Here is a 12,844-nt window from a genome sequence, read left to right as displayed (position 1 = left end):
AGGATGGGCCGCACGACCTGTGCGGTACGCGGCTTGGAGCGATGATGCGCCCTCGTCCTGTCAAACGGCTGTCCGCCCACGCTGGTGAAAACCCGCAGCCCACCAGCGCTGCACAGGCGGCGCACAGTGCTAACGTGCGGCATGCACATTCTTTTGGTGGAAGACGACACAGCCATGCGCACCAGCATGGAGCGCGCGCTGGCGCGCCGGGGCATGCAGGTGAGCCTGTGCAGCGATGGCTTGCAAGCCACCACCCTCTGGTCCAACCTGCAGCCCGATGTGGTGATCCTCGATCTGAGCCTGCCGGGCATGGACGGTCTGCAGGTGCTCCAGCAGATGCGGGCCCAGCACGCCACCACCCCGGTGTTGATCCTGACCGCGCGCGGCACTGTCGGTGACCGGGTACTGGGGCTCAATACCGGCGCCGATGACTATCTGGCCAAACCCTTTGATTTGGACGAACTGGAAGCGCGCCTGCGCGCCCTGGTGCGCCGCACACCGGCCAGCGCCCACTCCGCCGCCACGGCAGAGCCACCCGACGTGGTGTTTGGCACCCTGCGGCTGGACCGCAGCAGCGGTGCCATCTACCACCTGGGCGAGACCATGGACTTCCCCCCCCGTGAGCGGGCCTTGATGCAGGCCCTGCTGGCCCGCCCCGGCCAGGCCCTGGCCAAAGAACGCTTGTATGAACTGGTGTTCCCCGGTGAGGTGGACGTGAAATACGAGGCCATTGAAGTGGTGGTCTACCGCCTGCGCAAAAAACTCAGCGGCACCGGCACCGACCTAGTTACGCTGCGCGGCCTGGGCTATCTGCTTAAACCCGCAACGCCACCAGCCTCAGCGCTGACAGCCCCATGAGCACGCCCGCTGCCACTGCACGCACCTGGTCGCTGCGCAAGCAGTTGCTCACCGGCATCTTGCTGCCCGTCACGGCCTGCATTGCCCTGAACATCTGGTGGGACTACCACTCCTCGCTCGAGGTCCTGCACACCGCCTATGACCGCAGCTTGCTGGCATCGGCCAAGACCATTGGCGAGCAGCTGACGGTGGACGGCTACGACGCGCATGCCCACATCGAAGCCGTGGTGCCTTATTCCGCGCTGGAAGCGTTTGAAGCCGACATGCACACGCGCATGTACTACCGCGTCTCCACGCTCGATGGTGGCCTGATCTCCGGCTTTGACGACCTGCCGCTGTGGCGAGGACAAATCCCCGCCCAGCCCCCCTACGCGGCGCTGGTCGACTTTTATGACAGCCACTACCGCGACCAGCCTGTGCGCATAGCCATCTTGCTGCAACCCGTGGCCAGCGCCACCGGACGGGGCATGGCCATCATCCAGGTGGCCGAAACCCTGCAGCTGCGCCGCACACCCGCCTGGCGCCTGCTGACGGAGACCATCTGGCAGCACGGCGTGCTTTTGCTGTTGATTGCCGCCACCGTCTGGGTCGTGGTGCAGCGCGCCACACGCCCCATCCGTGCGGTGGGCCAGGCCATGGCCCACCGCCCCTCCAATGATCTGCGTCCCATCCAGCTGACCGCTGCCCCGCGTGAGCTGCAACCGCTGGTCGACGGCATGAACCACGTCATGGCCCGCCTGCGCGGGCTGCTGCTGCACCAAAAGCGCTTTGTCCGCGATGCCGCCCACCAGCTGCGCACCCCGCTGGCCGTGCTGAAGGTGCAGGTGCAATCGGCACGCCGCGGCGATCTGCCCGCCGCTGAGGCCTTGCAAGACATCGAAGCCACCGTGGACCGCGCCACCAACCTGGCCAACCAGATGCTATCGCTGGCCAAGGTCGAGCAGTTGCGCCAACAAACAGCGCCAACCACAGCGTGGGATGCCATTGTGCGTGAAGTGGCGCTGGATCTGGCACCGCTGATTGCCGACAAGGCGCTGGACTTTGAGCTGCAGGCCGACACCCCGCTGGCTGTAAACGCCCACGACTGGATGCTGCGCGAACTGGTGCGCAACCTGCTGCACAACGCCATCCGCCACGCACCCGAAGGCAGCGCCCTGCTGGTGACGCTGGCGCCCGTACCGGGGCGCCCGCAGGTGTGTCTGCGCACTCTGGATCAAGGCCCCGGCTTGCCCGAAGAACTGATCCAGCGCCTGTACCAGCCGTTCTCGGCGGGCGACAGCCGCCATGGATCCGGTCTGGGGCTGGCCATCTGCATGGAAATCATCCGTGCGCTGGACGGTGACCTGGCCCTGCGCAACCACCGCCCCACGCAGCCCATGCCAGGGCTGCTGGCCGTGGCCACACTGCCTCTGGCCAGCACCCCTGACGCCTGACACGGTCCACAGCACACTGACCAGCCTGCCCGCAGGCCTTTTGGCTGCTGCGAATTTGGCGTCTTGCCCCACATTCCCGCGCCCAATACCCAGCCACACTGCATGGGCATCCACGTGCTGTTGCCGCTGAAATTGCTGCACCGCAGCAAAACACGCATGAACACTCGATGTGCAGCTATGTATTGCGTAGCACTCTCATGTAAGACATAAATTCAAAGAAAAGCCAATGAATACAAGCGCTGAGCGCTATAAAAAAAGGAATCACAATCGGCGCCTTGCATCAACTGCATGCCAGCCAAAACACATAACCAAACAGGCAAGGAATCAGCAATGGGCGATCAACAACACATCCAACCCGCACGCGTACTCATCGTGGGCGGGGGCGTCGCAGGGCTGGAGATAGCCTCTGCATTTGGCAAGCTGGGCGATGACCATATCGCCTCGGTCACACTGGTCGATGCAGACTCTGCCCACGTCTGGAAGCCCATGCTGCACACCATTGCCGCAGGCACGCGCGACCTGGCGCAGCAGCAAACCACCTACCTGGCCCAGGCCACTGACGCGCACTTTGCCTACCAGCCCGGCGCCATGTCAGGCTTGGACCGGGCCAGCAAGGAAGTCATCCTGGACCCCATCATGGCCGAGGACGGCCGTGAAGTGGTGCCTGCGCGCCGCATCGGCTACGACAAGCTGGTCATCGCCGTAGGCAGCGGTGCCAACGACTTCGGCACCCCCGGTGTGCTGGAGCACTGCTTCATGATCGACTCGCGCCGCAAGGCTGATGACTTCAACAGCGAAATCCGCCTGCGCATGCTGCGCGGCATGACCGAAGGCGAAACCCTGCAAGTAGCCATCGTCGGCGCAGGGGCCACGGGCGTGGAGCTGGCGGCCGAGTTGGTGCAGCTGTCCGAAAGTGCCGAGGCCTATGGTGCGCTGGGCAAGGCAGCCAAATTCCAGATCGTGCTGATCGAAGCCGGCGCGCGCATTCTGCCCAGCTTTCCCGAAGAGATTTCACAGGCCACGCAGCAACGCCTGGAGCACCTGGGCGTGCAAGTCTTGGTCAACCGCAGGGTGCAAGCCGCCCGCGCCGACGGCCTGGTGCTGGACGGTGACGAGCTGGTCCCCGCGGGCCTGAGCGTCTGGGCCGCGGGCGTGAAGGCTCCGGCGTTTCTGTCCACCTTAGGCCTGCCGACCACACGCGGTAACCAGCTGATCGTGAACGACGATCTGCAAACCGCCGACCCCGACATTTACGCCGTGGGCGACTGCGCCAGCTACACCCTGCCCGGCCAGCAACAGCCGCTGCCGCCCACCGCCCAGGTGGCCCACCAGCAAGCGCGCTATTTGATTGAGCTGCTGCCCAAGGTGCTGGCCAGCCCACAGCCTTATGCGGGCCGCGGCTTTGCCTACCGCGACTTTGGCGCGCTGGTCTCGCTGGCGCATTACGACGCCTATGGGTCGCTGGGCAAGTTCGGGCTGTTCAACGGCGGGCTGATTCGCGGCCGCATGGCCATGCTCAGCCACATCTGGCTGTACCGCTCGCACCAGGCGCGCCTGTACGGCTTCTGGCGCGGTGGGCTGCTGTGGCTGGTGGATTTGATGAATTCCCGCCTGCGCCCCACCATCCGCCTGGATTAATTTCTTAAAAAAAAGGAGCTGCTTGCGCCCGCCCCATCTAGCATTCAGGCCTTAATCGCCTGAATCATCAGATCGCACGCGCGCTGCCAGCTCCTTTTTTATGCAGCTCCAGCGTCCTTGGTGGCCACGCCCGCTGTGGCAAAGCTGGCCATCTCGCGCAAGATGGCGCAGGCGGCGGGCAGCAAAGGCCACGCGGTGGCCGCGCCCGACCCCTCTCCCAGACGCAGCTGCCAGTCCAGCAAGGGCTGCGCGCCCAGCTCCAGCAGCATCAACGTGTGACCGCGCTCGCCAGAGCGGTGGGCATACACGCAGCGCTCCAGCACCGCTGGCTGCAAACGGCTGGCCACCAGCGCGGCCGCGGTGGTGATGAAACCATCCACCACAATCACGCGGCGCTCCAGCGCGGCCTGCAGCACGGCGCCCACCATGGTGGCCACTTCCAGCCCGCCCATGGCCGCCAGCACCTGCAGCGGGTCGGTCACGTCCTGGTGCATCTGCAGCACCTGCTGCAGCACGGCCACCTTGCGCTGAATGCCTGCAGCGTCCAGCCCCGTGCCCATGCCCGTCACTTCCGCCACCGAGGTGCCGCACAGCTTGGCCAGCAGCAGCGAGGCGGTGGAGGTATTGCCAATCCCCATCTCGCCCAGCAGCAGCGCATTGCCCGGCAGCTGCTTGACCAGCTCTGCGCCGTTACGCAGGGCCAGCGCACATTCCTGCTCGGACATGGCCGGGCCCTGGCTGCAATCCTGCGTGCCATAAGCCACCTTGCGGCGCCACAGGCGCGGAGCACCGGCCTTGGGCAGCTTGTCATGCGGATCTTGCTCGCGCACGGCAAAGTCGCGGGCCACGCCACAGTCCACCACGTTCAGGGCAATGCCGTGCTGGCGCGCCAGCACGCTCACGGCTGCGCCACCGGCCATGAAGTTCTCCACCATCTGCCAGGTCACATCCACGGGGTAAGCCGAAACACCGCGCGCCGCCAGGCCATGGTCGGCCGCAAACACCACCATCTGGGGGGCGTGCAGCACCGGCTGGTCCGTGCCCAGAATGCAAGCGATGCGGTGCGCCAGCTGCTCCAACACGCCCAAAGAGCCCACAGGCTTGGTCTTGTCGTCCAGCAAGGCTTGCACATGGGCGGCAAAACTGGCATCGTGGATGGAAGCGATTTCGGGAATCACGGCAGACATGGGGGTCCTCTCAGAGCAAACAAAGATGGCGCCGAAGCGCCTTGCTGCCAGTATGCCGCCTCCCGCAAGACGCTGGCGTGAACCACGTCAATCCGCCCCCATGAAAAAACCCGGCCAAAGCCGGGTGGTGAGATGGGTGACGCTGGCGCGCCGATCAGCGCACAGGCTGCACGGGCGGAACCATCATGGGCGCAGGGGCTGGAGGTGGCGGAACTTGCACGGTCTGCGTGTACTCGCGAATCAGACCACCGCCTTGCACGCTGCCGGAAATCTGGGGCTGACGCACCCGCTCGACACAGGCACGGCGGTCGTCATCGGTTTTAAAAATGTCACAACGGCGCAGGGCGTTGTGCTCAAACGCATTGCCTTGCGCTGCCCCGTGGTTGGACGGGCGAGCGCCCCGGTGGCGCTCGCCCGCCACAGCCGCTGCTTCGTGCTGCTCAGGCGTCGCGTATGTGCCGTGGCTGCCTTTGTGCATGGGTTTGTGCGGCGCTTTGTGTTTGGGCATGGCTTTGTGCACCGGTTGGGGCGCTTCCGCTGCAGCAGCTGGTGCAGGCGCAGATGCCGGCTGTGCTTGCGCATGGGCTGCCGCAGCCCCCATGACCGCCATGGCACACAGGGTGATACGGAAGGAAGAGATCAGATGCAGCTTCATTGACGTGTTCTCCTAGGTTGACAGTGCAGATGCTCCAGCATCCGGCAAGCCCCTGGCCACGCCTATCAGTTCAGCCCAACAGCCCTTGCAGTCTCAGGCCTACACCGAGAGCAGCTGCTCACTATGCGCGGTAAACCACTGATCCACCCCCTGCGCCATGCGCGCAAATACATCGTCCAGCGACGGCGTGTTTGCGCCCCACAAAGCCTGCAGCAGGGCCGTGTTTTCAAACATGCCGTGCCAGTACGTCCCCCAGACATGGCCTTGCGCGCTTTGCCACACCAGGCCTGGCACCGGCGCATCAGCGCGCTGCGCCTGGGAGGCCTCCATGTCGGCACGCAGCTGTGTCTGGCCATGGTGAATCTCATACACCTGCAACGTCAGCCCATCCAGCGCAGACCAGGCCCCGCGCAGTGCCGGCAGCTGCACCGACACACGGCGCACCGTTTTTTGCGGTGCAAACACCGTCACCAAAGGCAGCAGGCCCAAACCTGCCTCATTGCCGTCAATGCCGTGCAAGTCGATCAGCGCCTCGCCCAGCATTTGCAAACCACCGCAGATCCCCAGCACACGCCGGCCCGCATGGGCGTGTGCCACGACGGCAGCATCCAGCCCCTGGGTGCGCATCCACTGCAAATCGGCGGCGGTGGCTTTGGAGCCAGGCAGGATGACCCAGTCCGCCCCCGCCATGTCTGCCGGGCTGCGTGCCCACACCACGCGCACGCCGGGCACGCTCAGCAGCGGCTGAAACTCGTCATGGTTGCTCATGCGCGGGTAGGCCACGATGGCGATCGTGGTGTGAATGCGGCCGCTGCCGGTGCTGCGGGCATCAAACACGCCATCTTCTTCGGGCAGGCCATGGCCCTGCTGCATGGGAATGGTGGCCACGGTGGGCACCCCGGTGCGCTCTTGCAGCATCTGCGGCGCCGGGGCCAGCAAGGCGGCATCGCCCCGAAATTTATTGAGCACAAAGCCGCGGATCAGCGCTTGCTCCTCAGACGGCAGCAGTGCCCAGGTGCCGTACAGGTGAGCGAACGCACCGCCCCGGTCAATGTCTGCCACCAGCAGGCAGTGCGCCTGGCAGTACCTGGCCACACGCATGTTCACCACATCGCTGCCATGCAGATTGATTTCAGCGGGCGAGCCAGCACCTTCAATCACCACCACATCGTAGTCAGCACGCAGGCTGTCAAGGGCACGGGTGATGTGCGGCCACACATGCTTGCTGCGCTCACCCCACGGCAGTGTGGACAGCGCCGCATCCGCCTGCCCCATCAGCACCACCTGGCTGCGTGTATCGGCCTCGGGCTTGAGCAGCAGCGGGTTCATGCGAACATCGGGCTCACATCCTGCTGCCAGTGCCTGCAGATACTGGGCGGTGCCGATCTCACCCCAATCCCCGTTCGGTGTGGCCACCACGCGGGCGTTGTTGCTCATGTTCTGGGCCTTGAAAGGCGCCACCTTGAGGCCTTGCGCACGCAACCAGGCACACAAGGCTGTGGTCACCCAGCTTTTGCCCGCACCGCTGCTGGTGCCCAGCACCATGATGCACCGTGCCGCCACCGTCACGCCCCCACCGCCACCGGCAGCACCATGCGCTGCAAGATGCGCTCCAGCGCCTGATCGGTCTGCTGGCACATTCCGGTGTGCACGGCCGAGGTCTGAATGATGCTGCTGCGCTTGGCCGTCAGCCAATGAAAACGCGCACGCAGGGGCAGCTGCGCTATCGGCCCACCGTCTGCCGCACCTTCACAGATGGCCACCATGGCCCCCAGGTGACGGCGCACGGCATCCAGATCCACTTGCGGGTCCAGCGCCTTCAGCCGCGCGGCATCCAGCGCCATGGCCGCACGCAAAAAGCCTGTGCGCTGGCACGAGAGGATGACCCCCACATTGACAAATTCTTCGCGCTCCACGCGTGGCACCACGCGCACGATGGCGTAGTCGTACAGCTCATGCGCGTGCATCGATCACTCCTTGCAACCAGCGGCCACGCGCTTGCAGGCGGGCTTGGAAATAATTCACATAGGCCGCCCGGTGGGCCTGTACATCATGCAGCGCACCATCTTCCAGATCGGTCGCAGCCAGCTGTAAAAAGCTGTCGGGCACCGCAGCCACAATCGCCTGCAGCACATCCACAGACAAACGCTGGGCCAGCGGTCCATCTACCTCAGCCAGAGCGCTGGCGCGCGGCAGCAGCACATGCTCGGCACTGGGGGCAAACGGTTTGGCCGGGTCTGCCACCTGCCCATTCCACGCGTGGTGAAACGTCAGACTGGCGCCATGATCGATCAGCCACAGCTGCCCCCGGCACATCAGCATATTGGTGTTGCGTGCCGTGCGATCGACGTTGCTGACCAAGGTGTCAAACCAGACCACGCGCGAGGCCAGATCGCTATCCACCACATCCACCGACGGATCAAAGTTGATAGCCCCCGGCAGATAGTCCAGCGCCACGTTCAGGCCCGCGCTGGCGCGAATCAGGTCTTGAATCTCGGGGTCTGGCTCGGTACGTGCCAGCAGCGGGTCCAGCTGCGCCAGCACCATCTCCGGAATGGGCAAACCCAGTGCCCGCGCAATGCCGCCAGCGATGATTTCGGCCATCAGCGCGCGCACGCCCTGGCCCGCGCCCCGGAACTTGAGCACATAGGTGCCCAGGTCATCGGCCTCCACGATGGCGGGCATGGAGCCCCCCTCGCGCAGCGGGGTCACATAACGCTCCACCATCACCGTCGGCAGTTGGAAGGTTTCAGAGTTCATACGAAATACTACCTGTTTGCACAACGGGCACCGCGGGCGCAGTCGATGCACCTGGCACCAGCCCGGTAACCCAGGCCTGTTCGAGCACCGCTTGCGAGGCGGGTGGCAGCACCCCCATGCGCACATGCCCGGGCAGGCCAAAGCTGGTGCAGTCGCGCAACTTGATGCTGTGGGCGCGCAAAGCCGCCAGGCGCTGCGGCAAGACCGCATGCAGCGCCTGCGGCCACTGGGCCGTCACATAGTTGGCCTGGTGGCCTTCCAGCACCTGCCAGCCCAGGCGCGCGCACAAGGCCAGCTGCTGCGTTTTCCAGTCCTGCAGTGTCCGCAGGCTGTGGGCCAGCCAGTGCTGCACCTCGGGGCTCACCCAGGCTTGCAGCAGGGCCACGCCGTGCGCGCCCACGGGCCACGAGGGTGCCAGCTGGCGCAGCGCGGCCAGCGTGGCCTCGTCGGTGCCCACCGGGGCAATCGCATAGGCAGCACGCACCCCCGTCATGCCCAGGGCTTTGTTCGGGGTCCACATCTGCCAGGCCGTTGGCGGCAGCGGGGCCGCAGGCGCAGCACCCAGACGCAGCGGCGCATAGGCACAGTCGACCACGCGCCACGCCCCTGCTGGCGGGGCACTGGCCCAGACCGCACCCATGTCATCGTCGCGCCCCAGGGGGCTGGATGGTGCGCAGGCCCAGTGCAGGCCCGCACCGGCTGCATGGCTGGCGCGCGGCATGGGGGCCAGGCCCCACAGCTGCGCGGCCTGCGGATAGTCGCCGTAGTAGTGCGGGGGCAAGGTCACGCAATGTGCGCCCTGGCGCACGGCATGCATGGTGATGCGGTGAATGAATTCACTGGCACTGCCGGCAATCACGATGCGCTGTGCATCCACCCCGTGAAACTGCGCCAGCTGTGCGCGCAAGGCGGTGTAGCTGGGGTCCGGGTACTGGGCGCTGTGCGCCGCCTGCAAGGCCGCCACCGCTGCCGGACACGGGCCACAGGCATTGCGATTGGTCGAGAAGTCGTGCGCGGGCACACCCAACGCATCGGTGCCGCCATGCACAACTGTGCCCGGCTTATGCCCCATGGTCGCCCCACCCCATCGTCCACACAAGCATCAAAACCATAGCTATCAGCACAAACACCACCTGGGCTACAACCACTTTTGATGCCAATTTCACAGCCTGCTGCACATCCTGCGCCCCGGGCGCTCTGCCCTGGGGGTGCAGCCGGTAGACACCGGGTTTGGACAGCTGCACACCCAGCAATTGGGCCATGGCGCCCATGGGCCAGCCACCGTTGGGCGATGGGGTCACAGCCGCGTCCTGTCGCAAGCCCTGCCACGCCAGGCCGCCGCCCACCAGGGCCAGCCAGGCTGCTGTGACACGTGCGGGCAGCCAGTTGAGCACGTCATCCGCACGGGCGGCCCATTTACCGGCCCACTGCCAGTAGCGGCGCTGGGCGCCTTGCCCGCGCCAGCCGGGGTAGCCCCACATGGCGTCGGCCGTGTTGGCCCAGCGGTAGAGCGCCGCGCCGGGCAGGCCCAGCAGCGCAAACCAGAACAAGGGGGCGATGACGGAGTCGCTCAGGTTCTCGGCCAGTGTCTCGATGGCGCTTTCGCGCACCGTGCTGGCATCCAGCTGGCTGGTGTCGCGGCTGACCAGCCAAGACAAGCGTTCACGCCCCACAGGCAGCGACTGCTGCAGCGCGGCCTCGACCGCCAGTACCTCGTCCTTGAGCATGCGCCACGACAGCAGCGGCTTGAGCAACACGCCCACCACCAGCCCATGCCACCACCACTGCGCAGGCGGCAACAGCCACTGGCACAACGCATAAAACATAAAAACAAGAGCTGCCAGCGCAAACCACACAATGGCTGCAAGCCAAAAAGACACATAGTCTTTGGCCCGCTCTGTGCGCGGGGCCAAGCGTGCGCCGCAGGCGGCCAGCAGCTTGCCCATCAGCACCACGGGGTGCAGCCATGCCGGGGGCTCGCCCCACAAGCGGTCCAGCAGCAGCGCCACCAGCACCGCCAAGGCGGCAGCCATGATTTGCTGCGCCCAGAAAACCTGTGCCGCGCCTTGCGCGTCCCACAGCTGGTAGACCCATGCAGCCGGGCTGAGGGCCACTGCCAGCGTGGTGGTCAAATCGATGGTGGTCATGGGGCGTCGGGTGCGGGCACAGCTGTGGTCACCGCGGCCTGGCCCCAGCGCTCATCAAACAGCATGTCCTGCAGCGGCGCACGGGCGGCCCATTTCTCCTGCTGCAGCATGGGCTCGGTGTAGTACGCCTGCACCGGGCCCAGGCACAGCACGGCCAGGGGGTAGCTGCCTTCAGGCATCTCCAGGCACTGGGCCAGGGCCACCGGGTCGTAAATGGAGACCCAGCCCATGCCCAGCCCCTCGGCGCGCGCTGCCAGCCACATGTTCTGGATGGCACAGGCGGCCGAGGCCATGTCCATCTCAGGCATGGTGCGGCGGCCAAACACATGGGCTTCGCGCCCCGGTGGCAGCGCCACGATCAGCACCTCGGCCGCGTCCAGCACGCCCTGCACCTTCAGCTGCATGAAGTCTTCCTGGCGCACGCCCAGCGCCTGCGCGGTCAGCACGCGCTCTTGCTCGACCAGCGCATGGATGCTTTCGCGCATGCTGCGCGAGCGAATGCGAATAAAGCGCCACGGCTGCATGAACCCCACGCTGGGCGCATGGTGCGCCGCGCGCAGCAGGCGCAGCAGCACCTCGTCACTCACCGTACCCGGGGCGAAGTGGCGCATGTCGCGCCGCTCATGAATGGCCCGATAGACCGCTGCCCGCTCAGCGTCTGAAAAAGGCGTGGCAGCAATGGTCTGGTAGTGATCGAGGTCGTGTGTGGGATCGTTGGCTTGGCTCATGACAGGGATTGTCAGTCCTCAATGCCGCGTTGTGCAGGAATGCCTGCTTTGAACGCATGCTTGATCATTTGCATCTCGGTGACCGTGTCGGCAATCTCAATGATCTCTGGCGGGCAGCGGCGCCCTGTCAGGCACACGTGCACGTGCTTGGGCCGTGCCTGCAGGGTGTCCAGCACGTCTTGCAGCGGCAGCCAGCCATAGATCAGCGGGTAGGTAATTTCATCGAGCACCACCAAAAACCAGTCCCCCGACACAATGGCGGCCTTGGCTTTTTCCCAGCCATCGCGCGCCAGTTGGGCCGACTGCTCCAGGTCTTTGCTCTTCCAGCTGAAACCATCGCCCAGCCCTTCCACGGGCAGGCCGACTTGCTCGGCCAGGCGGTGTTCACCAAAGCGTGCCGTGGGCACCTTCATGAACTGAAACACTTTGACCGCCTTGCCACGGCCGGTGGCGCGAAACGCCAGGCCAAAGGCGGCCGTGCTTTTGCCCTTGCCGTCGCCCGTGTTGACGATGACCAGCCCACGGCGCTCGCCCTCTGGTTTCTCGTAAGGTTTTTCTGAGGGTGGATTCTCAATTTGCATAGCTAACAGCGTTTGCCCCATAAGGGCTAGCGACACTTTTCTTCAAAAAATATTCACGCGAACCTGGCCACCATCGGCAAGGCCATCCACATGCCATCGACCGCGCGGATGCGGATGCGGTGGTCAAACACCGCCTCCAGCGCCGCGTGCGTGGCCACATCGTGTGTAGCGCCCTGGTACAGCACCCGCCCGGCCTGCATCACCACCATGTGGTCCGATTGCAGCGCAATCCCCAGCTCATGCAGCACGCTGACGACGGTCTGGCCACTGGCGACCAAGCCCTGCACCGTGTCCATCCAGGCACTTTGGTGCGGGGGGTCCAGATTGGCCAGGGGTTCGTCCATCAGCAGCACCTGGGCCTGCACTGCCAGGGCACGTGCCAGCAGCACGCGCTGGCGCTCGCCGCCAGACAGTTCGGCCAAGGGGCGGTGGCGCCAAGCCCAGGCCTGGGTGGTGTGCAGGCAGGCCTGCACCACCGCATGGTCTTGCGCGCTGGGCGCTGCCAGCCAGGCCTGGTGCGGCAAACGCCCGAGCATGACCACGTCGTAGCTGCACAGCTCTTGCGAAACGGCCTCGTTCTGCCCCAGCCACGACAGCGTGCGTGCACGCTCTTTCACTGCCCAGCCACCGAGCGGGCGGCCCAGCAGTTGCACCTGCCCCTGCCACGCCTTGCGCGGCTGCAAGCCCGCCAGCGCACGCAGCAAGGTCGATTTACCCGCTCCGTTGGGGCCCACAATCGCTGTCCATTGCTGGGCGGGCACATACATATCCACCCCATGCAGCAGCTGGTGGGCGCCTGCCTGCACCTGCACACCCTGCGCTTGCAAGGCCAGCGGAGGCATCTCGCGTACGGGATC

Annotated in this window: 13 protein-coding genes; 3 read left to right on the top strand and 10 right to left on the bottom strand. The window is 65.5% G+C overall.

All coding sequences use genetic code 11. The features are described from left to right. Positions 1–141: 141 nt before the first annotated feature. From AC27VO_RS09735 to AC27VO_RS09725, 3 genes are all read left to right on the top strand, one after another. Positions 142–858 (top strand): response regulator transcription factor, encoded by a 717-nt coding sequence (locus AC27VO_RS09735; RefSeq protein ID WP_488666512.1) that lies wholly within the window; start codon positions 142–144, stop codon positions 856–858. Beyond that, entirely contained in the window at positions 855–2,291 is a 1,437-nt protein-coding gene (locus tag AC27VO_RS09730) for a sensor histidine kinase (RefSeq protein WP_488666511.1), read from the top strand. The genes AC27VO_RS09735 and AC27VO_RS09730 overlap by 4 nt, the downstream gene beginning before the upstream one ends. Positions 2,292–2,579: 288 nt before the next feature. Then, entirely contained in the window at positions 2,580–3,929 is a 1,350-nt protein-coding gene (locus AC27VO_RS09725) for an NAD(P)/FAD-dependent oxidoreductase (RefSeq protein ID WP_488666510.1), read from the top strand. Positions 3,930–4,027: 98 nt separating this feature from the next. On the opposite strand, the gene cobT is transcribed toward AC27VO_RS09725, so the two are convergent. The 10 genes from cobT to AC27VO_RS09675 form a co-directional block, all read right to left on the bottom strand. Further along, positions 4,028–5,116 carry a nicotinate-nucleotide--dimethylbenzimidazole phosphoribosyltransferase gene (gene cobT / locus AC27VO_RS09720; RefSeq protein ID WP_488666509.1) on the bottom strand — a complete coding sequence of 363 codons (1,089 nt, stop codon included), beginning with the start codon at positions 5,114–5,116 and terminating at the stop codon, positions 4,028–4,030. A gap of 154 nt (positions 5,117–5,270) precedes the next feature. Continuing rightward, a complete protein-coding gene (locus AC27VO_RS09715; protein ID WP_488666508.1) occupies positions 5,271–5,771 on the bottom strand; it encodes a hypothetical protein in 501 nt (166 codons plus the stop codon). Between the two features lie 99 nt (positions 5,772–5,870). Beyond that, positions 5,871–7,316, bottom strand: a complete 1,446-nt coding sequence (locus AC27VO_RS09710; protein WP_488666507.1) for a cobyric acid synthase — start codon at positions 7,314–7,316, stop codon at positions 5,871–5,873. Between the two features lie 20 nt (positions 7,317–7,336). Continuing rightward, on the bottom strand, positions 7,337–7,738 hold the full coding sequence (locus tag AC27VO_RS09705; protein ID WP_488666506.1) for a DUF3037 domain-containing protein: 402 nt from the start codon (positions 7,736–7,738) through the stop codon (positions 7,337–7,339). Beyond that, complete coding sequence (locus tag AC27VO_RS09700) at positions 7,725–8,531, bottom strand: HipA family kinase (RefSeq protein ID WP_488666505.1); 807 nt, start codon at positions 8,529–8,531, stop codon at positions 7,725–7,727. The genes AC27VO_RS09705 and AC27VO_RS09700 overlap by 14 nt, the downstream gene beginning before the upstream one ends. Beyond that, a complete protein-coding gene (locus AC27VO_RS09695) occupies positions 8,521–9,603 on the bottom strand; it encodes an aminotransferase class I/II-fold pyridoxal phosphate-dependent enzyme (RefSeq protein ID WP_488666504.1) in 1,083 nt (360 codons plus the stop codon). The genes AC27VO_RS09700 and AC27VO_RS09695 overlap by 11 nt, the downstream gene beginning before the upstream one ends. Further along, entirely contained in the window at positions 9,593–10,678 is a 1,086-nt protein-coding gene (gene cbiB, locus AC27VO_RS09690; RefSeq protein ID WP_488666503.1) for an adenosylcobinamide-phosphate synthase CbiB, read from the bottom strand. Before cbiB ends, AC27VO_RS09695 begins: the two co-directional genes overlap by 11 nt. Next, a complete protein-coding gene (bluB, locus tag AC27VO_RS09685) occupies positions 10,675–11,406 on the bottom strand; it encodes a 5,6-dimethylbenzimidazole synthase (RefSeq protein ID WP_488666502.1) in 732 nt (243 codons plus the stop codon). Before bluB ends, cbiB begins: the two co-directional genes overlap by 4 nt. A gap of 11 nt (positions 11,407–11,417) precedes the next feature. Then, the gene (gene cobO, locus AC27VO_RS09680) at positions 11,418–11,987 is read right to left on the bottom strand and encodes a cob(I)yrinic acid a,c-diamide adenosyltransferase (RefSeq protein WP_488666501.1); all 570 of its coding nucleotides are present in this window, start codon (positions 11,985–11,987) and stop codon (positions 11,418–11,420) included. Positions 11,988–12,040: 53 nt separating this feature from the next. Further along, complete coding sequence (locus AC27VO_RS09675) at positions 12,041–12,829, bottom strand: ABC transporter ATP-binding protein (protein WP_488666617.1); 789 nt, start codon at positions 12,827–12,829, stop codon at positions 12,041–12,043. Positions 12,830–12,844 lie beyond the last annotated feature (15 nt).

It is taken from the genome of Comamonas sp. 14P8.1.4, from assembly GCF_057799285.1.
This window is presented reverse-complemented; position numbering and strand designations above follow the sequence as displayed.

Bases quoted from the DNA above. Each gene is read 5' to 3' on its own strand.
- AC27VO_RS09735 (WP_488666512.1), top strand. From the start codon at position 142: ATGCACATTCTTTTGGTGGAAGACGACACAGCCATGCGCACCAGCATG.
- AC27VO_RS09730 (WP_488666511.1), top strand. From the start codon at position 855: ATGAGCACGCCCGCTGCCACTGCACGCACCTGGTCGCTGCGCAAGCAG.
- AC27VO_RS09725 (WP_488666510.1), top strand. From the start codon at position 2,580: ATGCCAGCCAAAACACATAACCAAACAGGCAAGGAATCAGCAATGGGC.
- cobT (WP_488666509.1), bottom strand. From the start codon at position 5,116: ATGTCTGCCGTGATTCCCGAAATCGCTTCCATCCACGATGCCAGTTTT.
- AC27VO_RS09715 (WP_488666508.1), bottom strand. From the start codon at position 5,771: ATGAAGCTGCATCTGATCTCTTCCTTCCGTATCACCCTGTGTGCCATG.
- AC27VO_RS09710 (WP_488666507.1), bottom strand. From the start codon at position 7,316: ATGGTGCTGGGCACCAGCAGCGGTGCGGGCAAAAGCTGGGTGACCACA.
- AC27VO_RS09705 (WP_488666506.1), bottom strand. From the start codon at position 7,738: ATGCACGCGCATGAGCTGTACGACTACGCCATCGTGCGCGTGGTGCCA.
- AC27VO_RS09700 (WP_488666505.1), bottom strand. From the start codon at position 8,531: ATGAACTCTGAAACCTTCCAACTGCCGACGGTGATGGTGGAGCGTTAT.
- AC27VO_RS09695 (WP_488666504.1), bottom strand. From the start codon at position 9,603: ATGGGGCATAAGCCGGGCACAGTTGTGCATGGCGGCACCGATGCGTTG.
- cbiB (WP_488666503.1), bottom strand. From the start codon at position 10,678: ATGACCACCATCGATTTGACCACCACGCTGGCAGTGGCCCTCAGCCCG.
- bluB (WP_488666502.1), bottom strand. From the start codon at position 11,406: ATGAGCCAAGCCAACGATCCCACACACGACCTCGATCACTACCAGACC.
- cobO (WP_488666501.1), bottom strand. From the start codon at position 11,987: ATGCAAATTGAGAATCCACCCTCAGAAAAACCTTACGAGAAACCAGAG.
- AC27VO_RS09675 (WP_488666617.1), bottom strand. From the start codon at position 12,829: ATGCCTCCGCTGGCCTTGCAAGCGCAGGGTGTGCAGGTGCAGGCAGGC.